Origin of the sequence: Neorhizobium sp. BETTINA12A (assembly GCF_023006485.1) — a bacterium.
GTDB lineage: Bacteria > Pseudomonadota > Alphaproteobacteria > Rhizobiales > Rhizobiaceae > Neorhizobium.
The window spans coordinates 67,104-88,422 of sequence record NZ_JALBGW010000004.1 but is presented as its reverse complement, the minus strand read 5'-3'; the positions used below and the strand labels follow the sequence as shown (position 1 = coordinate 88,422).

At 61.3% G+C, this 21,319-nt stretch carries 20 protein-coding genes and 2 pseudogenes; 11 read left to right on the top strand and 11 right to left on the bottom strand.

The features are described 5' to 3' along the window. Positions 1 to 7: 7 nt before the first annotated feature. Positions 8 to 2,059: a xanthine dehydrogenase family protein molybdopterin-binding subunit gene (locus MOV61_RS02530; RefSeq protein WP_247135420.1), complete on the bottom strand. Its 2,052-nt coding sequence runs from the start codon at positions 2,057 to 2,059 to the stop codon at positions 8 to 10. 300 nt (positions 2,060 to 2,359) lie between these two features. Between MOV61_RS02530 and MOV61_RS02525 the strand changes: the two genes are divergently transcribed. Continuing rightward, entirely contained in the window at positions 2,360 to 3,352 is a 993-nt protein-coding gene (locus MOV61_RS02525; RefSeq protein ID WP_162182341.1) for a LysR family transcriptional regulator, read from the top strand. 174 nt (positions 3,353 to 3,526) lie between these two features. On the opposite strand, the gene MOV61_RS02520 is transcribed toward MOV61_RS02525, so the two are convergent. Continuing rightward, a complete protein-coding gene (locus MOV61_RS02520) occupies positions 3,527 to 4,336 on the bottom strand; it encodes an SDR family NAD(P)-dependent oxidoreductase (protein ID WP_247135419.1) in 810 nt (269 codons plus the stop codon). A 42-nt stretch (positions 4,337 to 4,378) separates the two neighbouring features. On the opposite strand from MOV61_RS02520, the gene MOV61_RS02515 reads away from it, so the two are divergent. The 8 genes and pseudogenes from MOV61_RS02515 to MOV61_RS02480 all read left to right on the top strand — a co-directional run bounded on the left by MOV61_RS02515 (position 4,379) and on the right by MOV61_RS02480 (position 10,725). Next, positions 4,379 to 4,798 (top strand): helix-turn-helix domain-containing protein, encoded by a 420-nt coding sequence (locus MOV61_RS02515; RefSeq protein WP_247135418.1) that lies wholly within the window; start codon positions 4,379 to 4,381, stop codon positions 4,796 to 4,798. 238 nt (positions 4,799 to 5,036) lie between these two features. After that, positions 5,037 to 5,336: pseudogene (locus MOV61_RS02510) on the top strand (short-chain dehydrogenase/reductase); the annotation flags it as partial. Between the two features lie 59 nt (positions 5,337 to 5,395). Beyond that, a complete protein-coding gene (locus MOV61_RS02505) occupies positions 5,396 to 5,986 on the top strand; it encodes a TetR/AcrR family transcriptional regulator (RefSeq protein ID WP_247135417.1) in 591 nt (196 codons plus the stop codon). 72 nt (positions 5,987 to 6,058) lie between these two features. Further along, complete coding sequence (locus tag MOV61_RS02500; RefSeq protein WP_247135416.1) at positions 6,059 to 6,688, top strand: hypothetical protein; 630 nt, start codon at positions 6,059 to 6,061, stop codon at positions 6,686 to 6,688. Positions 6,689 to 7,060: 372 nt separating this feature from the next. Next, positions 7,061 to 7,636, top strand: coding sequence for a DUF308 domain-containing protein (locus tag MOV61_RS02495; RefSeq protein ID WP_247135415.1), 576 nt, complete (start codon positions 7,061 to 7,063; stop codon positions 7,634 to 7,636). Between the two features lie 206 nt (positions 7,637 to 7,842). After that, positions 7,843 to 8,229, top strand: coding sequence for a hypothetical protein (locus MOV61_RS02490; RefSeq protein WP_247135414.1), 387 nt, complete (start codon positions 7,843 to 7,845; stop codon positions 8,227 to 8,229). Positions 8,230 to 8,534: 305 nt separating this feature from the next. After that, positions 8,535 to 9,077: a YcnI family protein gene (locus MOV61_RS02485; protein ID WP_038546268.1), complete on the top strand. Its 543-nt coding sequence runs from the start codon at positions 8,535 to 8,537 to the stop codon at positions 9,075 to 9,077. Between the two features lie 31 nt (positions 9,078 to 9,108). Then, positions 9,109 to 10,725, top strand: a complete 1,617-nt coding sequence (locus MOV61_RS02480; protein WP_247135413.1) for a copper resistance CopC/CopD family protein — start codon at positions 9,109 to 9,111, stop codon at positions 10,723 to 10,725. A 55-nt stretch (positions 10,726 to 10,780) separates the two neighbouring features. On the opposite strand, the pseudogene MOV61_RS02475 reads toward MOV61_RS02480, so the two are convergent. Beyond that, positions 10,781 to 11,997, bottom strand: a pseudogene (locus MOV61_RS02475) (NnrS family protein). 166 nt (positions 11,998 to 12,163) lie between these two features. Between MOV61_RS02475 and MOV61_RS02470 the strand changes: the two are divergent. Beyond that, positions 12,164 to 12,859 carry a Crp/Fnr family transcriptional regulator gene (locus MOV61_RS02470; protein WP_247135412.1) on the top strand — a complete coding sequence of 232 codons (696 nt, stop codon included), beginning with the start codon at positions 12,164 to 12,166 and terminating at the stop codon, positions 12,857 to 12,859. 52 nt (positions 12,860 to 12,911) lie between these two features. Here the strand turns inward: MOV61_RS02470 and MOV61_RS02465 are convergent, their stop codons facing one another. Genes MOV61_RS02465 through MOV61_RS02445 form a run of 5 tightly spaced genes read right to left on the bottom strand, consistent with a single transcriptional unit; the run spans position 12,912 to position 15,556 of the window. Further along, positions 12,912 to 13,112, bottom strand: a complete 201-nt coding sequence (locus MOV61_RS02465; RefSeq protein ID WP_038546262.1) for a hypothetical protein — start codon at positions 13,110 to 13,112, stop codon at positions 12,912 to 12,914. Then, a complete protein-coding gene (locus tag MOV61_RS02460; protein WP_247135411.1) occupies positions 13,109 to 13,405 on the bottom strand; it encodes a metal-sulfur cluster assembly factor in 297 nt (98 codons plus the stop codon). The genes MOV61_RS02465 and MOV61_RS02460 overlap by 4 nt, the downstream gene beginning before the upstream one ends. Beyond that, entirely contained in the window at positions 13,398 to 13,919 is a 522-nt protein-coding gene (locus MOV61_RS02455) for a DUF2249 domain-containing protein (protein ID WP_247135410.1), read from the bottom strand. Before MOV61_RS02455 ends, MOV61_RS02460 begins: the two co-directional genes overlap by 8 nt. Next, complete coding sequence (locus MOV61_RS02450) at positions 13,916 to 15,274, bottom strand: hypothetical protein (RefSeq protein WP_247135409.1); 1,359 nt, start codon at positions 15,272 to 15,274, stop codon at positions 13,916 to 13,918. The genes MOV61_RS02455 and MOV61_RS02450 overlap by 4 nt, the downstream gene beginning before the upstream one ends. Before the next feature lie 12 nt (positions 15,275 to 15,286). Continuing rightward, a complete protein-coding gene (locus tag MOV61_RS02445) occupies positions 15,287 to 15,556 on the bottom strand; it encodes a DUF2249 domain-containing protein (protein ID WP_038546255.1) in 270 nt (89 codons plus the stop codon). A gap of 200 nt (positions 15,557 to 15,756) precedes the next feature. Here MOV61_RS02445 and hemN point away from each other — a divergent pair, with 200 nt between their 5' ends. Continuing rightward, entirely contained in the window at positions 15,757 to 17,109 is a 1,353-nt protein-coding gene (gene hemN / locus MOV61_RS02440; protein WP_247135408.1) for an oxygen-independent coproporphyrinogen III oxidase, read from the top strand. Between the two features lie 64 nt (positions 17,110 to 17,173). Here hemN and MOV61_RS02435 read toward each other — a convergent pair whose 3' ends face one another. The 3 genes from MOV61_RS02435 to MOV61_RS02425 all read right to left on the bottom strand — a co-directional run bounded on the left by MOV61_RS02435 (position 17,174) and on the right by MOV61_RS02425 (position 21,307). Then, positions 17,174 to 19,072, bottom strand: a complete 1,899-nt coding sequence (locus MOV61_RS02435) for a nitric oxide reductase activation protein NorD (protein ID WP_247135431.1) — start codon at positions 19,070 to 19,072, stop codon at positions 17,174 to 17,176. Positions 19,073 to 19,081: 9 nt separating this feature from the next. Further along, the gene (locus MOV61_RS02430; RefSeq protein ID WP_408962340.1) at positions 19,082 to 19,894 is read right to left on the bottom strand and encodes a CbbQ/NirQ/NorQ/GpvN family protein; all 813 of its coding nucleotides are present in this window, start codon (positions 19,892 to 19,894) and stop codon (positions 19,082 to 19,084) included. A gap of 66 nt (positions 19,895 to 19,960) precedes the next feature. Then, positions 19,961 to 21,307, bottom strand: a complete 1,347-nt coding sequence (locus MOV61_RS02425) for a cbb3-type cytochrome c oxidase subunit I (RefSeq protein WP_247135407.1) — start codon at positions 21,305 to 21,307, stop codon at positions 19,961 to 19,963. Positions 21,308 to 21,319: the final 12 nt, after the last annotated feature.

Genomic DNA, 21,319 nt, shown 5'->3' with positions numbered 1-21,319 from the left:
GCTCCCGTCAGACCAACTGATAGCCGCTGCGCGAAATCGGCAGGGTTCGGATGCGCTCGCCAGTCGCGGCGAACACGGCATTGCAGAAAGCAGCGTGCGTCGGCACCGGACCTAACTCGCCAACACCGGTCGGCTCGCCGCCGCTGTCGACGAACCGCGTCGTGATTTTAGGGGTTTCCGACAGGTGCAACGGATCGAATTGATCGAAGTTCGTCTGCTCGATCTCGCTGTTAGCGAAAGTGACCTCCGTGCGCAGACCGGAAAGACCCCAGACCACGCCTCCTTCGATGTTGGATGTGGCAATGCCTGAGTCGAGTGCGCGGCCGATGTCGACGGCGCTCCAGACGTGGTGACACCTAACGTCCTTGTCCATGACGGAGATTTCGACGACTTGCGCGATATAGCCGCCGAATGCCTTGGCGAGCGCCAGGCCGCGGAACCGCCCGGCCGGCAATGCGTTCGACCAGCCGCACAGCGCCCCAACGGCCTTCAGCACGGCAACCGCGCGAGGATCGGAAGCGGCAAGCTTCAGCCGATATGAAAGCGGGTCGTCCTTGGCGCGATACGCCAATTCGTCGACGACACTTTCCAGGACAAAGTTGTTCGGCCCGTGGCCGGTTGTGCGCCAGACGGAAACGGCAAGCGGTGTGCCGACGCGATGCTGCTCGACCGCGTAGTTTTGAATGGCGTAAGGCGTTTCCGTCAGACCTTCGACCGCCATGCCGTCATAGGCCGCCGGCGGCATGATCGGCCGCGCCCAGTCGCCCTCTGCCTTGATAACGCCGCGCGGGAATATATAGAGCATGTGGGACGGCGAGACGACACGATGGGTCATCGCCACCGGTAGGCCGTCACTGCCGAGAGACGCCTTCACATCATGAACCATTGGCGGGCGGTAGGCGTCGTAGCGAAAATCTTCTTCCCGGCTCCAGATGACCTTGACGGGACGGCCAGCGGCCTTTGCGACCATGATGGCGATCTTGGCGAAATCCGCGAGCAGCCGCCGGCCAAAGCCGCCGCCGAGCAAGGTCCGGTGGATTATGATCTGGTCGTCCGTGAGGCCCGTCACCTGCTTAGCGACGGCATGGGTGATCTCGACGCCCTGCGTCGGAATCCACAACTCGCACCGGTCCCGCGTCACATGGGCCGTGCAGTTCATCGGCTCCATTGTCGCATGCGCCTGAGCGGGGATCTCGAAAGTTGCCTCCAGCACGTCGTTCGCGGCCGCCAGAGCGGCGGTGGCATCGCCTGCTTTGACCTTGGCGTCGAACGAGGCGGATTTCAGCAGCGCGATATATTCGGCCTTCTGGCCCTCGGTTGAATATCCGGCGAGCGGACCAGGCGTGAATGTAAGCTCGGCCCGGTCGAGAGCCTGCTTCGCTGTCCAGTAGTCATTGGCAACGACGGCGAGGCCGGACGGAATTTCGACGACGGCAAGCACGCCACGTTCGGCCTTGATCGCCGTTGCATCGAATGTCGCGAGTGATCCCCCTTGCGAATGGGCCCGGCGGATAGCGGCCACCGCCATGCCAGGCACTTTCACATCGATGCCGAAGATCGCCGATCCATCGACCTTCGAGGGTATGTCGACGCGGGGCTGCGGCTTGCCGATGAGGTCCGAGCTGCTTGTCGGCTTGATCTGGGGTTTTTTCGGGACATCGAGCCTCGCCGCGTCCGCGGCAACCGAGCCAAAGGTCACCATCCGGCCTGTCGGATCATGATGGATGCGGCCCTTGTCGACGCGAAGGCTGGCAGCCGCAACACTCAGGCGCGCCGCGGCCGCCTCGACGAGCATCTCGCGTGCGGCCGCGCCGATGGTCCGCATGATCGGGAAGAAGGTCGAGATCGATTCGCTGTTGCCGGTGAACATCCACTGATATTGCGGATGCCGGTAAGCGGGATCGAAATCGGACCATTCCAGCCTGACCCGCGACCAGTCTGCGCCGAGCTCGTCCACGAGCGCCAGGGGAAGGGTGGTTTGGATGCCCTGTCCCATTTCCGATTGGGACAGCAGTATCGTCACTTGATCGTCGGGATCGATGCGCAACCAGGCATTCATGAATTTGCCCAGGGATGCGGCCCGCGCTTTCACGGTCAAGTTCGCCGACAAGACCAGTGCGCCGGCCATGCCCAGGAACTGCCTTCGATCCAGTGATACGGGCTTTGTCGCAAGTGGGGTACGCATCATGGTCAGCAATTTGCTCCAAGCTCCACAGGCCATGCCAGTACCGGCCTCTAGCCATCGATCATAGGATTTGCCATTATTCGATCAACTGAAATCGCTAGATATGCGATATGAACGAATGTGATATCACGTCGCCGAAACAGGTAATCGCGTTGCGAGGAGGAGATGCAGTTGATGCGCAAAACCAATGCCGATCAGCTGAAGCTGCGCCGGTTGGACTTCACCATGCTGGCAATCTTCCGCGATCTCGTACGGATGCAGAAAACCACGCTCGTCGCGGCAACGCTGGGTGTCAGTCAGTCCGCCGTCAGCCATGCGCTCGCGCGGCTGCGCGAGCTGTTCGACGATCCCCTGTTCATCCGGCGCCCGAACGGGCTGGAGCCGACGCCTCGCGCCTCACAGCTTCTTCCGCAGATTGAAATCATTCTTCGGCTTGCCCACGAGGCCCTTGACGTTCCCACGCATTTCGAACCTGAATCATCATCGCGCACCTTCAGGCTTGCGAGCAACGACCTCGTCGGCGCCGTGATTGCCCCTCCGCTGATAGGGATGCTGCGCGCCGAAGCACCTGGATGCCGGGTCGCGTTTCAATTCGCTGTCGGAGCCGAAAGCCTGAACGCCCTGCGCACGAACGAAATGGAGATGGCGATCGGGCGCGTCTGGGATCTGCCGGATGAGTTCCAAGCCGTGCCGGTCTTCGAGGAGGACTTTGTCGTCGTGGTCAGGAAAGACCATCCCGTTGCGCAGGGCCCGATATCGCTCGACCACTACCTGGCACTCGATCACGTGCTTGTCTCATTCAGAGGCGGCTTTCATGGCATGGTCGATCAGGCTTTGAAAAAGCGCCGGCTTCGGCGGCGGGTCGTCGCGAGCGTTCCAATGTTCATGACCGCCATGGGCGTTGTCGCGAGTAGCGACCTCTCGTCAACGGTTCCGGCCAGACTCGCTGCCAAATACGCCAATCAATTCGGGCTTGCGGTGCTTGAACCACCGCTCGCCATCAACCCCTTCACGTTCAGCCTCGTGCGACATGTAAGATCGGCATCAGACATTGGCCTGGATTGGTTGTCGGCAAAGATAATCGAGTGCGCTGGCTCGCCGCAGGCCGGCAGCACAATCAGGCAAGGCGAAGCGAATGGCGCTGACAGTGATATGCCCGATCAATGACAGGCTCACCGGGGATGCACAATCGACGCGTTACGCGCCAGTTGTTTCTGCTAGAGCGGATCCTGGTTTCGAGACGTCTTGGCCGCACGCAGGATTACGGCCTGCATTCCATCTCGGGCAAGCCGAAAGGTTGTCATCCCGCACGATCCGGCTTTGATTTAACGAGTCCTGAGCCTAGATCGTAGGGAGCATCCCGCCATCCAATCGAATATTTGATCCTGTGATGTAGGCTGCTCGTGGACTGACAAGGAAAGCGATGGCATCCGCGATCTCTTGCAACGTTCCCACCCGGTTCACTGGCACCTGCGCAAACAGTGGCAACACGACCTTCTCGACGTCCCGCCAAGGTGCGTCGGCGGCGACACCGTGCTTGACCGCGACCTCGCGAAACTTCATGTCAAGCTTCGCGCTGTGGATCGTGCCCGGAGAGATAGCGTTCACTGTCACCCCTTCGCCGGCGACGGCCTTCGCCATCGATGCGGTCATCGCAAGCATTGCGGCCTTGGCGGCGGAATAATCCGGATTGACAGGAGGGGGCATCAGGCCCGCGAGGCTCGATATATTGATGACCCGGCCCCATTTTGCCAGTCGCATGCCCGGTAGCACTGCGTTGGTAACCCGCAGGGCAGCAATCACGTTGCGGTCGTAGGTCGAGGCCCAGGATTGGGGTGAAGCATTGCTCCAGTCCTCCCCGGGGCCAGACCCGCCTGCGTTGTTGATCAAGATGCCAATTGCCCCACCAAGCCGCTGCGCCTCCGCGACCATTGCGGCAACGTCCTCTTCAACCGTCAGATCGCCTGTCACACAATGCGCATCCCCACCGACAGAGATGATCTGTTCTTTGATCTGCTCTGTCGCGTTTCTGTCGCGACCATAAACGATGACCGTCGCTCCTTCTTGCGCAAGTCCTTTTGCCACGGCCTCCCCGATGCCCTTGCTGCTTCCTGTTACGAGCGCGACCTTGCCATTCAGCTGTAAATCCATGATCCAATCACCTATCTTTTGTCGGACCACATAGGAGGCTGCGTGGAAGCTACAAGAACGTACCAAAAGGTGCCTGTTCCATTAGATGCCCGATCCGTATGCCTGGGTCCGGATGGGGCGGTCGCTCATGTCACACGCACGCTTCACATGATTAGCGGGCGTTGGAAGATGCCGATCCTGTTTCGCCTTTATGCCGATTCAACGATGCGAAGCTCCCAGTTGCTTAGCGAAATAGAGGGCATTTCCCAAAAAATGCTGACGCAACATCTGCGAGAGTTGGAGCAGGAAGGGTTGATCGACAGGAGAGATTTCGGCAAGCAGCCGCCGCGCGTCGAATATCGGCTAACAACAATGGGATTTGCTCTGATGCCGGTTCTTCTTGCCGCCAGACAATTCTCGGAGGATCACCCAGACGGGCTGTCTTCAGGTGATGATTTTGGAGTTCATCGTGCGGAAAAATGACAACGCAGCATTGGAATAGCTGGCCTCAGTGCCCGTTCTATACTCTAGAAGTTACCGAAATCGGTTAAGGGAATTGAGTTTTCGGGTTCGGCTGAGTTGTCATCCCATTGGTAGCTTTCGAATCGCGAGCGGAAGCTCCGACGTTGACGATCGAAAACCGCGGACGATAGGCGTCGCGCAGGCTCTCATTCGCGGACAATCCGTTATTTGCGGTGCCCGGGAAGCAAATCACGCTAGCTGCCCCGGCTCCTTCCGGACAGACTGGGCGGGGCGCTCCATGGTTCGCACAGAGCGGTCCATTGCAGATTACGACAGCCTTTTTGATCCGATCCGCGAGGCCCGACAGGCCATGAGCGGCAAGCAGCTCGGCGACCCGGATAAATTGGCAGTTGCTGTCTTGACCCTGGTCGGATCCGATAATCCCCCGCCGCAACTTCTCCTGGGCAGTGATGCCTACAAGCACGTGTCGGCCAGGATAGAGCGCCTTCAGCAGGAAATCGACGCCTGGAAATCCGTGACCCTCTCGACCGACGGCTGACAAACAATGTGATCGCGTTATGCTATTGACGCTCTGCCTACTAGAAGGTAGAAAGAGATATGAGCAATCTTTCTACGACCTCCGATGAAATCCTGGCCTCCGCGCGAACCTTGATCATGAGCGGCGGCTATAATGGCTTCAGCTATGCTGATATTGCCGAAGTTGTCGGCATCCGCAAAGCCAGCATCCACCACCATTTCCCCAGCAAGGTCGACTTGGTGCGAGAACTGGTCAAGCAATACCGCGAAGTTGGCGTGGCAGGGATGGCAACTCTTGAGCAACACGTTTCGAACCCGCTTGATATCCTGAGGGCTTATGCAGGTCATTGGGCCAAGTGCATCGAGGATTCGAGCAGGCCTTTTTGCGTATGCGCTCTGCTTGCCAGCGAGCTGCCATCGCTGCCACCAGAGGTCGCGAAAGAGGTCACGGCATTCTTTCGTTTCATCTCTTCATGGCTGACCTCAGTTATGGAGCGCGGCGCGAAGGAAAAGACGCTCAACCTTTCGAGCGAGCCCGGCGTCGAAGCCGAGGCATTCCTAGCAACTGTTTACGGCGCGATGCTTTCTGCCCGCGCTTACGGCAACGGGGAGGTATTCGCCACCATACTGGCTCCCACTCTCAACCGGCTGTCGCCCGTCGCCACTCACTAATCCTGCGGGCGGCCTTGGCTTCCTCAGGTAAAACTGCGCCATCATCAACTACCAACTAGTAGGAAGAGTGAAATGATGAAGAACCACCTCCCCACCATTGCCCTGGTGCTGTCAAGTCTCTCGTCTATGGCGATCCTCGTAACGCCCGCCCATGCGGAAGATAAGAAGGCCGCTCAGATCCATGTTCGCGGCAGCATCGTCAACTTTGGCGGATCCACTCTGAAGGTGAAGACCCGTGAAGGTGAGACCGTCGACGTCGCCCTTGCTGCAGACTGGAAAGTTGCGAGCGTCGCGAACGCCAAAGTCACAGACATCAAGCCAGGCGACTTCGTCGGCATCGCATCCATGCCAAAAGACGGCGGTGGTGATGGTGCGCTTGAAGTCCTCATCTTCCCGCCGGCCATGAAAGGCGCCGGCGAGGGTAGCTACGGTTGGGATCTTAAACCCGATAGCAGTATGACCAACGCGACCGTCGCGGATGCCGTTAAAGGCGTCGATGGCCGGACGGTGACCGTGACCTATCATGGCAAGGAAAAGAAGATTGCCATCCCGGACGGCACACCTGTCGTGACCATCGCTCCAGCCACCAATGACGATCTAGTTCCCGGTGCCGTCGTCTTCATTGCCGCCGAGAAAGGTACAACCGGCACGATCGCGCATCAGGTGATCGTCGGTAAGAATGGCGTGGTTCCCCCAATGTAAACCACGTCGCCGTCGCTGGCTGGATCGGCCGCCATACCGGTTCGGCCGGCGACAACACACAAATGCTGCTTAATCTGCACCCGACGCGACCGACGAAGGGACGCCGTCATGAACGAGACCGCCATCAACGATAACGTTCGATATCCTCGGACAGTATTTATCCGCCGCCACTGTTCTTCGTTCAGCCGAACAACTGACCATGAAGGCGCAAAGGCTTCTTCAGGGTCGCGATGCCCTGGCCCGTGAGTTTCGGATCGGTCAAGGCAATCGGGGAGACAAGACACCCTTCGGAAAGCACGTCGTCTACGTGTGATTTCCAACATGCTTGAAAACAGAAGAACAACTCAATCAAACCAGAATTAGGATTTCACTATGACAAAGTACCAAACGGACATCGCCGAAAACGGCGGGCATTACTGGCTGAAGCGGTACTACTTTGCGCGAGCGGCGTTTTCCATAATCTGGGTCGCAGCAGCGCTGACGGCCGGCCGCCAGTCTTTCACTATCGCGGCCATTCTGCTGATTATCTACCCCGCCTGGGATGCGGCCGCCAATTACGTCGATGCCGCACGAAACGGCGGCCTGGCGAACAACCGGAGCCAGGCGATAAACGTTGCGGTCAGTTTGGTTATGACCGTTGCAGTCATTGTCGCGCTCACAATGAACATGAACTGGGTCCTTGGCGGCTTTGGTCTGTGGGCAATCTTTTCCGGCCTGTCACAGCTTGCCACAGCGGTTCGGCGCTGGAAGACGAGCAGTGGGCAGTGGGCAATGATCCTGAGTGGCGGCCAGTCGGCAATAGCAGGCGCGTTCTTCATCGCCCAAGCGCTGAAGCCCGTTGAGCCTTCAATTGCCAATGTTGCCGGCTATGCTGGTCTCGGTGCTTTCTATTTTCTTGTCTCGGCGGTTTGGCTCACAGTCAGCCAAATGCGGCAGAAGACCGCTTGACGAAGTTTTCTCTCTGATTCATCGGGCGGGAATTTTTGAAAGCTGTCGGAGTCCCGTAAACGATCAAGGTCGAACTTGAGCCGAGAGGTTGACGCGCATCAAAGAGCGCTGTGGCGGAAGGGCGCATAGACAGATGTCACCGTGCCGTGCCAATAACGGATGTCCAAATCGGACATCCGCGGCTTGCCGCAACTGATGAGGGGACCGTGAAGAACCGCAAAGCAGCTGCCTGCAGTGTTGTGTTCGCGTCGATCGCGGCCTACGCGCTCGTCGTGCAGATGCTGCTTGGGTCCTTCCTTCTCGGTTCGGCGGTCGCAGCTCCCGTCCTCGATGACTTTGGAAACCCGCTTTGCATTACCCATGCCGGCGGTAGCGGCCAATCGGATCACAAGGACGGCTCAAAACTGCCCGAGTGCTGCACGCAGGCATGCAGCGTTCTCGCTCCAGCGCTCGCGCCGCAATTTTCCGACAATTTTCTGAACAACCGGCTGGAGGCCACCTCCAAACTGCTTCCAATCGAAGTGGATACAGGTCCCTTCGAACGCCCCGAAACCTCTCCCGGGAATCCCCGCGCGCCGCCTCAGGCGGCCTGAAGGCTTGTCGTGCAAAACGAACGCCGTCTTGCAACACGACATGCGGAACAAAGACTTAAGCGTGACGCGCGACATTGAGATCGCGGGCCGCTGTAAGTCGGGCAATCCTGCGATCTTCTGAGTTCACACCTGGCTAAACGGCAACGAAGCGGCGGAAGCCGCGTGTCGCGCCCTCGCGGCCGGCCGGACCGGAACACGGATAGGACCGCCCTTTCAAGCCATCAGCCATACCGGCCGGCGCCCTCGTGGCTGCCAGTCGCCCGAAAATCAGGCCGCCCAACGCGCGGCCAAGCATGGAGAGTTACATGTTGAAGACAATCACGTTGAAGACAATCACCACAACCACCGCCATCCTCGTGTTCGGCAGCACCGCCGCCTTGGCGCATGTCACCCTGGAAGGAAAAGACGCTCCCGTCGGCTCGACCTATAAGGCGGTGCTGCGCGTGCCGCATGGCTGCGAAGGCAAGCCCACGAACACCGTGCGGGTCCAGATTCCGGAGGGGTTCTACGGCGTCAAGCCGCAGCCGAAGGCGGGCTGGACGCTCGACAAGGTCAAAGGAGCTTATGCCAAGGCCTACGACAATCACGGTTCTCCCGTCGCCGAAGGAGTGAAGGAAGTGGTCTGGAGCGGCGGTAATCTCGGCGACGACGAATATGACGAGTTCGTTCTACGGGGCACGATTGCCGCCGATCTGAAAGCCGGCGACATGCTCTATTTCCCGGTGATCCAGGAGTGCCCGGAAGGCCTCAAGGAACGCTGGATCGAAGTGCCGGCCGCAGGCCAGAAGGCGTCGGACCTTGAACTCCCGGCCCCCGGCGTCAAGCTTCTTCAGAAGACCGCCAACTAAGCCATCGATCCACCCGGGAGCATGAAGGCCGATGACGCCGCTTTGCCACAAGGCACTTTCACTGACCGGTACTCTGCAGCGCCTCGTGTCTGCGATCCTGCTGTGGCTGGTCATGACGGCGGCGGCATCCGCCCATGCATCCCTCAATACGACCGAGCCGCGCGATGGCTCGGTCGTGTCCACGGCCCCGCGTGTAATCGCTCTGACATTCAGCGAGCCTGTCTCGCCGACCAGCCTCAAGCTCACGCGGCCGGATGGCAGTATCGCCCCTCTGAAAAACTTCGTGCTGAAGGACAAGGCGGTCGAGATCACGCCGCCCGGAGACCTCAAGGACGGCAGTTATCTCCTTTCCTGGCGGGTTGTTTCGGAAGATGGTCACCCGATCGGCGGCTCGGTCGTCTTCTCGATCGGGCGATCGAACGCCGACGTCCGGGGCACTGCGGCCGATATCGACTGGCCGGTTCGCGCTGGCCTCTGGATCGGCAAGCTGGCGCTTTATGTCGGTCTCCTCTTCGGGGTCGGCGGCGCGTTTGCCATCCACTGGTTCGCGGACGGTTCCCGCAATGCGCTGAGGCAGGTGCTTGCAACCCTCTGCATCGGTTTTGCGGGTGCCTTGCTTTCAGCCGGCTTTCAGGGGCTGGATACGGTGGGCGAGCCGATCTCACGGCTCGTCGCGCCGGCTGTCTGGAAGGCGGGAATGGCTACGAGTTTCGGACCGACGGTCATTTTTGCGATCGCGGCCCTGGCGCTTGCGGGGCTCGCTCTGGCCAGCGGCCGGGGCAGGGATGCCCGCTCGATATCGATATCCGCCGTCATAACCGCGGCATTTTCCCTCTGCCTCAGCGGGCACGCGAGTGCTGCAGATCCGCAATGGCTGATGCGCCCGGCCGTTTTCCTGCATGTCGCGGCTATAGCTATCTGGGCCGGCGCGCTGCTGCCGCTCCTGGCCGAGTTCGGACAAGACAAAGAAGCGGGCGGCGCGGCACTGCACCGCTTCTCGGTCTTCATACCATGGGCCGTCCTGGTCCTTGCCGTGGCCGGAGGCGTGCTCGCCGTCGTCCAGATCCGCACTCCGGCTGGGCTGGTCACGACGGCGTATGGGATCGTATTCCTCGTCAAGCTCGTGCTGCTCGCCCTGCTGTTCGCCCTGGCAGCCGTCAACCGGTGGAAACTCACCTCCGGTTCGAAGAAGGGGGAGCCTGCGGCGATCCGCCAGCTCGTTCGTTCGATCGCCGCGGAGACCGTCATCCTGCTCCTCATTTTCGCGGTGGCTGCGACGTGGCGCTTCACGCCGCCTCCACGCACCTTGATCGCCGAAGTCCAGAGGACTGCCGTCGTTCATCTGGAGACCAGCAAGGCCGTGGCTGATGTCAGGATCACGCCGGACAGGGTAGGGGAGGTCGCGATATCCGCGATCATCGCCAAAAGCGACCGGTCGCCGATCGAGCCTCAGGAAGTAACGGTCGTGCTGTCGAACCCGGGGGCGGGGATCGAGCCGATAAGGCGCCGGGCCGAGAAAGGCAAGGAGGGGTGGTCGGTGCCCGATATCATGCTTCCCGTACCCGGGCGGTGGCGACTTCGCCTTGACGTGATCATCAGCGATTTCGAGATCACCAGGATGGAAGGCGAGATCGAAATCGCACCTTGACCCGACGCCAGCCGGATGCGCCTCCAGTGCGGAGCGTCGGTAAAGCCACATTCCTTTATCCTTCCGCCACCCGCCGCCGCACGCGGGTCAGCATCGGTCCGTATTCGAGGACAAACAGGCCGAAAGCGGCAAGCCATGCGGCCCCGGACAGCGAGTAGATCAGGCTCGTAAATTCCGGAAAGAGGCCGGCGCTTGGCCTTAGAAGGGCGCAGAGCACGATTGCCGCATAAGATGCGACAGTCGTCCGCGACGCGGTCAGGACCCGTCCGGTATGACCCCGGCTTGCCCGTGTCATGACGGCGAGCATCATCGTGGTCACGGTTCCGACGCTCAGGACGTGGATAGCCGAAGTCCCGTCGAAGAGGTTCACGGCTGCAAGGCCGATCGCAAGGAACCCAAGCGGCACGAACAGGTAGGCGATATGCAGGACCGTCACCAGCATTTCGGCCGTCGTCGTCCAGCCGCGCCAGCGTGCGAGCCGAACCGTATGCATGACTGCCGCCAGTCCCGCCGTCCCCGCGACGAGCTTTCCATCACCTAGAATGACCCAGGCGGCCAGTGCGACGACCCGCACAGGATGGTTGCCGTATCAAACCGGTCATAGGCGGCGGGGAAATCCGTCCGTCCGGTCTTGTTGATCCAGTTGCGGGTGAAGCTCGGGATAATTCGGCCGCCGACTATGAGGATCATTGCGGTATAGGCCGAGAGGGCGAGCTTGATACCCACGGATGGGTGCTGCCCGCCGGCCACCGCCAGATGATACAGGATGTTTGCGGCGGAGAGGGCGATCAGGCCACCGACGACCTTCAGATCCTTCCACTTCCGTCCTGCGACCACCTCGCGCACGCAGATGAAGAGGAGGAGGGGCAGAAAGGCGCTGTCGGCCAGGATGGCGGCCATGGTGCCGATAAAGTCGGACAGAAGCAGCGCCAGCCGGCCGGCGACCCATACGAGGAACAGGAAGACCAGTGGCCAACCGGACACCGGCAGCCTGCCGGTCCAGTTGGGAACCGCGGTCAGCAGGAAACCGGCCAGCACGGCGCTCGCATAACCGAACAGCATCTCGTGTGCATGCCAATGGACGGTGCCGTAGGAAACCGCCACGTCGATCAGTCCGGCCAGGCTTGCCATCCATAACAGCATCGCGGCAGCCGCCCAGAGGGCCGACGAGAGAAAAAATGGCCGGAAGCCGTAGGAGAATATGATGGGGGCGGTTGTGGAAAGTCCCCTCGGGATGCTTCCAGGTCGCCGCCCGGCCGGAATTGTCGTCATCTTCGGAACTCCTTGTTCGGCACCCTTGTAGCGGCGGCGGCGACGCCCTTCATTGCGGCGTCGCAAGTAGACGCGGGAATGTTTGCTGCCGGCGCGGCAATAGCGCATCTTCGATCTCGCCGCGGGCTGTGCTAGGTTCGTGCCGACCGTAGCGGAGCATAGGCCGTTGAAGATCGATAAGAGCCTCGTCAGAAGTTTTCCCCTGTTCGAAAGGATGGAGGATGCCGATACGGAAGCGCTTCTTGCTCACGCAACCTCCCGCAGGGTGCCTGTGGGCGAAGCCGTCTTCGAACAGGGGGCGGTCGCGGCGCATTTCTATCTGCTCCTGCATGGCAGGCTAAAGGTCACGCAGGTCACCGAAGACGGCCAGCAGATCATCGTGCGCGTCGTCCACCCGGGCGATCTCTTCGGTTTTGCCAAGGCGCTTCAACGGATGGACTATCCCGGCACGGCGATGGCCGTTGCGGAAAGCATCGCGCTTTGCTGGCCGACGGAACTCTGGCCGCAGTTCGTGGATCGAAATCCCCGGCTTGCGGTGACCGCCATGCAGACGATCGGGCAGCGCCTGGAAGAAGCCCACGCCCGCATCCGGGAGATGTCGACGCAGGAGGTCGAGCAGCGGGTCGCCCACGCGGTTCTGAGGCTGGCCAAGCACGCGGGCCGCAAGGAAGGCGACGCGGTGCGGATCGATTTCCCGATCTCCCGGCAGGACATAGCCGAGATGACCGGCACGACGCTGCATACCGTCTCACGGATCATGAGCGCATGGGAGGCGAAAGGCCTGGTCCAAGGCGGACGCCAGAAGCTGCTGGTGAAGGATGCCGAAGGCCTGCTGGCGCTGGCCGAAAGCACGAAGGGATAACGGAGCGGGATAGGCGTTCTGAAACGGGCGCCGGACAACCCGGCGAAATGCCTCAGATCTCCCGGGCGATTGAGTCGCTCAGGCGCTCGATTTCCTCGATGATGAACAAGGCCGGGTCGTCCGCAGCGCCGGATGCTACCATCTCGTAGACCACATGGCGCTTGTCCCGGACATTTCCCGCATGCGAAACGAGCGGCGTCCTATCGTGGTGCCGGGCCCCTCCCCAGCGCCTGATCAGCGTTAGAAGCTTCATGGCGTCATCATCGATGCGTTCCACGGCGGGTCGTAGGTCAGCTCCACCTCGACGCTCTTTACGCCGGCGACCGATGCGGCGCAGGCCTGGATGGCTTCCTTCAGAAAGGTCGAGGCGGGGCACCCTTTCGTCGTGGTCGTCATCGATATGTACATGTCGCCGGCCTGATCCGTCTCGATGCGGTAGATCAGGCCCATGTCCACGACGCTGCGCCCCATCTCCGGATCGATGACCATGGAGAGCTGTTGCCTGACCTGTTCGATCAGGTTGGCCTGCTCGGACGTGTCAGGCATCGGCAACCCCTTTGCCGATCCGGATCATGATGCGGTAGGCGCTGCCGTCCCGATCGAAATTGCCCACCCATTGATGGCCCCGGCGCGTCAGTTCAGGGAACAGGAAGACGGGCTCGCGTGCCAGCACCGCGAAGAGCACGTCGCCCGCGTCGAGCGCTTCGGCCGCGCCGAGAATTCGCTGCATCGGTTCCGGCGGATCGAGGTCGGAAAGATCGAGCTGCACGGACGGCTCCGCCCAGAGTTCGGGCGAGACCGCGTTTTCGGAGAGCGCGACCGCTTCTTGCTGGCGCGGCGTGAAGCGGACCTCGAAATCCCCGCTGTCGAGTTCGATAACGGCGTGATCGAAGCCCCTGGCATCCATGACGCGATAGAGCGGTTGCGGCTTGAAGGGCGCGAGCAACTTCAGTCCCTGACCGGGCTGCAGCGCCCCGACCGCCGTCATGATCGCTTCGAACGGCTCGCCGCCGTTCTTCAGGATGGGCCTGACATCAAGTTCCTTGAATTCCTGGGTCATCGTGACCTCCCGTTGAAGCTTGGTAAGATGAGCCGCCGTGCGGCGATGGCCGATGGCAGCCGGGTCGCGACCGGGACCATGGCGAGGCGGCGGGCCTGGATGAACTCGAAGGCGAGAGCGCAAACAGCCGCGAGCTGAGCGAATGTAGCCGCCCTGAACATGTACGGCATGTCGAGGATCAGGACCGCGGTCGCCGTTGCCGTCGCGGTGAAATAGAGCGCGAACCACAAGGATGCCCGCCGCTCGTTGACGAGGTCCTGGACGCGTGGGACGATTGTGCGGCCAAGAACAGGGCCGTAAAACTCCAGCCACGTCATGAATGCCACGATCTTGTAGAGCTGCCCGAGGCCGAGCCCGGTCAGCCATCCGAAGGTGAAGAGGTAGGCGACCGGCATCACCATCTCAGGCAGTTTGCCGATCACGATCGCGGCGGCAAAAAGAACGAAACAAAAGACCAGCATGCCGATCGCCACCAGGCTCGCCATCACGTTCAGCTCCACGGACCTCCGTTTCCGTGCGCGGAAGATCGAGTGGATATCGAGCGTGTAGAGAAGAGCGGCAAGTCCTGAAAGGGCGATCGCCAGGTAAAGCGGCCAGTCCGCGGTCAAGCCGGTTCCATCGGAGAAAATGCCACAGCCGGCGGCCACGAGGGCGGCGGCCGATAGCCAGCCGATCGCCCGGCTTGTCCCGCGGGTTCTTTCCGGCGACAGCAGGAACATCGTCAGGAGGCGGTAGCTGACGCCGATCGCGGTGATGGTCATCCATCCGAACAAGCCGAGATAAGCGTGCGCCGGTCCGGCTGACAGAATCAGCCCGATGAGATGCGGATTATCGGTAAGGCCGGAGAGGGAAAGGGCAAACAGCAGCCCGACCAGCGCAGTAACGATCAATGACACGCAGCCGAGCGCGACGAACTTTGCCGGCAGCGAGTACGGCCGGGCCGCCACAAGCGTGCCCGCCACCATCCAGCAGAGACCCGCAAAGGCCACCGTCAGGAGGAGGCCTCCGGCCGGCAGCATCCAAATCCAGAGGGGCACGATATCGGCCAGGCCCAGAAAGCCGGTCAGCAGCAGGGGAAGCCCGATCATGGTCAGCAGCAGCGCGGGCAGGGCGAGATGGGGAGATTGCAGCTGCTGCGAGGCGATCACCGGCACGAACTGAAGCAGCGATCCGGCAAACAGGAGACCGAGCCAGCCGACCGCGATCAGGTGGACGATCACCAGCGAGGCCGGATCGTTGATGGGAGCGGATGGATATCCGAAGCCCGATATCGTCAAGGCCAGCCCGGCGACCAGGCAGACCAGCGCCGTCGCGAAATAGGACATCGTCCAGGGGGAGAGAGTGGCGCCGGGCATGGCTTTCGTCTTTCAATGTCCGCAGCAGCAATCGCAGCCGGAGCTTTGCGCCCGCTGGATTTCGACGCGCCAGACATCCGGACCCTGTTCGAGATATTGCCAGTCGAACTCTTCCGGATACCGGCTCTCGATCTGGTAGTGCAGCGGCCGGGGATCATGGTCGCTCGTGACATGCATGACGCCGCCGGGAATGAGGGACGTCAGCACGCCAAAAATCTTCGGGTGACGTTCGGCGGGCGCGAGCGTCCTGACGTCGATGGAGGGGATCTCAATATCCGACATGGTTTGTTCTGGGCCTTTCGAGCTGGTGCAGCGGCCTGGCCGATCCCGGCCGCCTCGATGATTTAGCAGCGGCGCGATCGACGGAATTTGCGGCGGGACAAATATTTTGCAGAAAGAGGACGCTGTCGTTGATTTTGCACAAAGAGAGGCCGGCGGCGGCCAGCTAAATGCTCTTTGAAGAAAACTGAAAGGAGCCCGACATGTCCGCAGCGATAATCGAGAAATATGGCGATGCACGGCTGCCGCGCTACACGAGCTATCCGACGGCTCCGAACTTCAGCTCGGATTTCGACGCCCTCGACTATCCGGCCTGGCTGAAGGCGTTGCCTCAAGGACAGCCAACCTCGCTCTACATCCACATCCCCTTCTGTCGGTCGATGTGCTGGTATTGCGGCTGTCACACGACGATCACCGAGCGCGACAGGCCCATTCTCGACTATATCGAGACATTGCACCGGGAGATCGAGCTTCTGGCGTCCGCCAGGGACGATGGCTTCAGCGTCGGGGAAATCCACTTCGGTGGCGGTACGCCGACCATTATCAGGCCAGAGGAGTTCATCGCGCTGATGGACGCGTTTCGCGACCGTCTCGGTTTTGCGGGCGCCGTCAATGCCGCGGTCGAAATCGATCCGCGAACCTTGACCGAGGAGATGGCAGTTGCGCTCGGTCAGTCGGGCGTCACCCGCGCAAGCCTTGGCGTCCAGAGCTTCGATCTGAAGGTCCAGAAGGCGATCAACCGTGTTCAGAGCGTCGAGACGACGATGGATGCCGTCGCGCATCTTCGCCATAACAACATCAACGCGATCAATTTCGACCTCATCTATGGGCTGCCGTTTCAGACGGTCGAATCCTGCGTCGAGACCGTCGAAGCGGCCGTCAGCATGCGGCCGGATCGTCTTGCCGTCTTCGGCTATGCGCATATCCCGAGCTTCAAGAAGCACCAGCGGCTCATCGACGAGGCGGCGCTTCCGGATGCACGGGAGCGGGCGCTTCAGGCGTCGGCGATCGCCGGGGCCTTAATGGCGGCAGGATATGTCAGGATCGGTCTCGACCATTTCGCCCTGCCGGGCGACGACCTCTCGCTTGCGCAGACCGAAGGCCGGCTGCACCGGAATTTCCAAGGGTACACGACGGACGCCTGCGACGCCCTGATCGGGCTCGGAGCGTCGTCGATCGGACGGTTGCCGCAAGGGTATATCCAGAACGAGGTTCCGCCGGGCCTCTATGCGACCCGGGTGTCGAAAGGCGAACTGCCGGTCGCCAAGGGCTATCGCCTCACGCCGGAAGATCGCCTGCGCGGTGAAGTGATCGAGAGGCTGATGTGCGACTTTACGGTGGATGTTGCGGCCCTTGCGGCAGCGCATGGCTTCGATGCCGGGCTTCTGCTGCGGGGCAACGATCGGCTCGATGAGCTTGAACGAGACGGCCTGATCGAACGCCGGGACGGCATCATCCGCGTCTCGGAGGATCACCGGTTCATCGTCAGGGCCGCGGCCTCGGCGTTCGATGCCTATCTGAACAGGAGCGGCAGGTCGTTCAGCAAGGCGGCATAGGGTTCAGAACGGGAAATGGAGGCCCGGCAATCCGCCGAGCCGGACCTCCATGCGGCCGGGCTCCCTATCCCGTCAGGCCGCGATAGATGGCGGGCAGAGCCGCCGGAAGTTTTGAGATATCTCCGACGACCGCATAACCGTTGCGTCCGAACATCGTCGGCAGATAGGATTTCGCATCCTTGTCCACCGTCACGGCGAAGATGTTGACGCCGAGGCGCCTTGCTTCCTGCACGGCGCGGCGGCTGTCTTCCATCGCGAAACGCCCCTCGTAGTGGTCGATATCGTTGGGCTTGCCATCGGTCAGCACGAGAAGCAGCCGGGTCCGGTTGGGGCGTTTTGCGAGGTCCGCCGTGGCGTGCCGCAGGGCGGCTCCGAGGCGGGTGTAATATCCGGGTTTTAGGCCGGCGATCCGATCCTCGACAACCGGAGAAAGCCGCTCGTCGAAGCCTTTCACGGTCTCGACCCGTACCCAGGAGCGGCGTCGGGAAGTGAAGGTGAGGATGGAGTGATCCGTGCCGCAGGCGGTCAGGCCTTGCGCGAGGACGAGAAGCGCTTCCTTCTCGACATCCAGAACCCGCCTGTTGTCGATCCAGGCATCGGTCGAAAGGGAGACATCGACGAGAATGGTGACGGCAAGATCGGGCGTGCGCGGCCGGCTTGCCACATGGATACGGTCGGTTGCCTGCCCTCCCGCCAATAGATCGGTCCGGCGCCGGACGACGGCGTCGAGATCGAGCTCCACGCCGTCGAGCTGCGATTTGAGCATTTCCTGGCGCGGCCGCAGGATCTCGAACTGCTTGCGCACCTTCCTCGCCAGCGCCTTCGTATCCTCCGATATCTCAAGGCGGTCGCCGCTGGCCGACGTCGGGACGGCAAGGACCCGGCAATGGTTCTTCAGATAGGTGGTCTTTCGGTAATCCCATTCGGGATAGGTGAGTTCGGCAGCGATTTCCTGGAGGTCGACCATTTCCGGCGGAAGGTCGAGATCGAAGTGGAAACGCGAGGAGGGGCGTTCCTTGCGGCGCCCGAGAACCATCTCGTCGAGATCCTCGGCGGCCTTGCCGTCTTCTTCGGGCTTGTCGTCGGTCGGCCGGTCGACATTGACCATTTCCGTCATCGCCAGGATTTTCTCGAAGCGGTTGAGGATAAACGGGCTCCGTTCGGAGCGCTTCTCGTCTTCCCGCTCGCGCTTCGCGCTGAACCTTCTCTTCTCGGCCGATCCCTGCGGATCGCCGAGCGGGGTTTCCGAGTCCTCCGCCGAAGAACGGCTTTCCTCCTGGGACAAGAATTCCGGCCAGAGCGGCACGTCCATCATAGGCTGGTAGCCCGGTGGGGCATGGCGGGGGAAGATCGCGCTCGGCGTGTCGTCCGACAGGCCGGCGCCTGCCCGCAGCAGGCTGATGATCCTGCTTTCCAGCAGCCGTTCCACCGAGGGAAGCCTGCCGCGGTGGCGCTCGGTAAGCGTTGCCTGACATAAATTTCGATAGACCTGGCGCAGGCCGGGAAATACGGCAAGCGTTTCGTCCACATTGGAGATCGCCATATGCAGCCGCTCGAGATCCCGTGCGAGGGGATCCGGCGAGGCTGGCCGGGCCTCGGGCAATGTAGCTATTGCCGCCGTCAGCCAGACGTACAATGCTCGGTTCAGGCTGCGGTCCGGAAAGAAGTCGATGACATCAGGCAGCATCGCGCGGGCGAAATCCCGGCCCGACTGGGCAATCCGCTCCTCGCCGAGCCCCACAAGCTGGCGAAGCTTCAGGCGGTGTTTCGAGGTGCGCTGATGGGCTGCCACGAGTTGGACTGCGTGATCGCCCCCGAAGCCGCGGAAGCAGGAGGCGAGGACGGGCTTTACCTCGTCCAGCGTCACTGCATGCTCGGGATAACGCGGCAGGCTTCGTGTCTGGCCGACCAGGCGATGCCAGACCTTGCCGACGGTTTCTTCCAGCTCGAGAAAATCCAGCATCATAGCACCTCAGGCAACCACGGCATTCGCCACTTCGATCAACGCCGCACGCACATCCGGATCGTCGGTCAACGGCTCGATCATGGCAGCCCGAATAGCATGGCGCGGATCGAGCCCGCTTTCGATCAGCGTGGCGCAGTAGACGAGCAGGCGCGTCGAAACGCCCTCCTCCAGGTCGTGTCCCTTGAGGGCGCGCAGGCGATGGGCGAGATTTACCAGCGGCACGACATGGCGCTCGGAAAGGCCGCTTTCGGCCGCAACGATCGCCACTTCCTGTTCCCGGGGAAGGAAGTCGAACTCGATGGCGACGAAGCGCTGCTTGGTCGAAGGCTTCAATGCCTTGAGGATGTTCTGGTAGCCGGGGTTGTAGGAGACGACCAGCATGAACTCCGGCGGGGCCGCCAATACCTCTCCGGTCCTTTCGAGCGGCAGGATACGGCGGTCGTCGGTCAGCGGGTGGATGACCACGGCGACATCCTTCCGCGCTTCGACGATTTCATCGAGATAGCAGATGCCGCCACCGCGTACCGCCTTCGTCAGGGGGCCGTCCACCCAGATGGTTTCGCCGCCCTTCAGGAGGAACCGGCCTGTGAGATCGGCGGCGGCCAGATCGTCATGGCAGGAGACGGTCGCAAGCGGCAGTCCGAGACGCTCGGCCATATGGCAAACGAAGCGGGTCTTTCCGCATCCGGTCGGGCCTTTCAGGAGAAGCGGAAGCTGCCGCTTCCAGGCCGTTTCGAACAGCTCGCATTCGTTGCCGGCGGGAATGTAGTGGGAAATCGGTGCGGCCTGGGCCGGCTTCATCGGAGAAATCATGGTCATTGGAATGTCCTGATCTTGGAGGGACCGAGAAAGGCGGCTCCGTCGTTGAAACGGAGCCGCGCTGCATCATTCGGCCGGTTGGATTCTCGCGGTGCCGGCGGGATGCCGTTCGCGGCCCGGGACGAACAGGGCCCAGAGGAACATCAGCGCCGAGATGAGCACGAATGCGCCCGATCCGAGCCGGACCCAATAGAAGATCGCCAGCTGGTCCTGGACATCCATGAAGCTTTCGCCAAGGACACGCTGCAGGTGCACCTGAAGGACGCCGGCAAAGGTCAGTGCGAAGGTCATGACGGACATGGCTATGCACATGATCCAGAAGCTGGCCATCGAAAGCCACTGGTTATAAGGGCTGCGGCCCCGAAGCTCCGGCACGGCATAGGCCATGACGGCAAGGTTCAGCATCACATAGGCGCCGAAGAAGGCGAGGTGGCCATGGGCTGCGGTGAGCTGGGTGCCGTGGGTGTAATAGTTGACCGAAGACAGCGTGTGGAGGAAGCCCCAGACACCGGCGCCGAAGAAGGCCATGACCGAGCAACCGATCGACCAGAGAAGTGCGGCCCGGTTCGGGTGTTTGCGCCCGGCCTTCCAGGTCATCACGAAGGTGAAGACGACCATGGTGAAGAAGGGAGCCACTTCGAGCGTCGAAAAGAGCGAGCCGATCCACTGCCAGTAGCCGGGGGCGCCGATCCAGTAGAAGTGGTGGCCGGTGCCGAGAATGCCGGAGAAGAGCGCAAGGCCGACGATCACGTAGAGCCATTTTTCGACCACTTCGCGGTCGATACCGTTCAGCTTGATCATCAGGAAGGCCAGCACCGAGGCCATGATCAGTTCCCAGACGCCCTCGACCCAGAGATGGACGACATACCACCAGTACATCTTGTCGAGCGCGAGATTGGCCGGGTTGTAGAAGGCGAACAGGAAGAAGATCGCGACGCCCCAGAGGCCGAAGATCAGGATGTTGGTGACGACGGTCTTGCGGCCCTTGAGCACCGTGAGCGTGACGTTGAACAGGAACATCAGCGCGACGATGACGATACCGATCTTAATGAGGAACGGCTGTTCCAGAAACTCGCGGCCTTCGTGATAGTGGAACAGATAACCGACCACGGCGATCGCCGCCGCGACGAGGAAAAGCCAGAACTGCGCAACCGCGATTCTGGTGCTGAACAGCTCGGTTTCGGTCTCCTCGGGCAGCAGGTAGTAGGTCGATCCCATGAAACCCATCAGCAGCCAGACGATGAGCGCATTGGTGTGGATCATCCGCACGATGTTGAAGGGCAGCAGTTCCGAAAGCGTGTTCGGCAGGACGTAGATCGTTCCCGCCAGAACACCGAACAGGATCTGGGCGATGAACAGGCCGAGCGCGCCGTAAAAATACAGCATGGCGACCTTTTGGGTTTGATATTTCATGTGTTTTTCCCT

Excerpts from the sequence above, each read along its gene's own strand:
- MOV61_RS02495 (WP_247135415.1), top strand. The coding sequence starts at position 7,061 with ATGACAAAGTACCAAACGGACATCGCCGAAAACGGCGGGCATTACTGG.
- MOV61_RS02480 (WP_247135413.1), top strand. The coding sequence starts at position 9,109 with ATGACGCCGCTTTGCCACAAGGCACTTTCACTGACCGGTACTCTGCAG.
- MOV61_RS02450 (WP_247135409.1), bottom strand. The coding sequence starts at position 15,274 with ATGCCCGGCGCCACTCTCTCCCCCTGGACGATGTCCTATTTCGCGACG.
- MOV61_RS02430 (WP_408962340.1), bottom strand. The coding sequence starts at position 19,894 with ATGACCATGATTTCTCCGATGAAGCCGGCCCAGGCCGCACCGATTTCC.
- hemN (WP_247135408.1), top strand. The coding sequence starts at position 15,757 with ATGTCCGCAGCGATAATCGAGAAATATGGCGATGCACGGCTGCCGCGC.
- MOV61_RS02500 (WP_247135416.1), top strand. The coding sequence starts at position 6,059 with ATGATGAAGAACCACCTCCCCACCATTGCCCTGGTGCTGTCAAGTCTC.
- MOV61_RS02525 (WP_162182341.1), top strand. The coding sequence starts at position 2,360 with ATGCGCAAAACCAATGCCGATCAGCTGAAGCTGCGCCGGTTGGACTTC.
- MOV61_RS02435 (WP_247135431.1), bottom strand. The coding sequence starts at position 19,072 with ATGCTGGATTTTCTCGAGCTGGAAGAAACCGTCGGCAAGGTCTGGCAT.
- MOV61_RS02520 (WP_247135419.1), bottom strand. The coding sequence starts at position 4,336 with ATGGATTTACAGCTGAATGGCAAGGTCGCGCTCGTAACAGGAAGCAGC.
- MOV61_RS02425 (WP_247135407.1), bottom strand. The coding sequence starts at position 21,307 with ATGAAATATCAAACCCAAAAGGTCGCCATGCTGTATTTTTACGGCGCG.
- MOV61_RS02485 (WP_038546268.1), top strand. The coding sequence starts at position 8,535 with ATGTTGAAGACAATCACGTTGAAGACAATCACCACAACCACCGCCATC.
- MOV61_RS02505 (WP_247135417.1), top strand. The coding sequence starts at position 5,396 with ATGAGCAATCTTTCTACGACCTCCGATGAAATCCTGGCCTCCGCGCGA.
- MOV61_RS02445 (WP_038546255.1), bottom strand. The coding sequence starts at position 15,556 with ATGTCGGATATTGAGATCCCCTCCATCGACGTCAGGACGCTCGCGCCC.
- MOV61_RS02530 (WP_247135420.1), bottom strand. The coding sequence starts at position 2,059 with ATGAATGCCTGGTTGCGCATCGATCCCGACGATCAAGTGACGATACTG.
- MOV61_RS02465 (WP_038546262.1), bottom strand. The coding sequence starts at position 13,112 with ATGAAGCTTCTAACGCTGATCAGGCGCTGGGGAGGGGCCCGGCACCAC.
- MOV61_RS02460 (WP_247135411.1), bottom strand. The coding sequence starts at position 13,405 with ATGCCTGACACGTCCGAGCAGGCCAACCTGATCGAACAGGTCAGGCAA.
- MOV61_RS02455 (WP_247135410.1), bottom strand. The coding sequence starts at position 13,919 with ATGACCCAGGAATTCAAGGAACTTGATGTCAGGCCCATCCTGAAGAAC.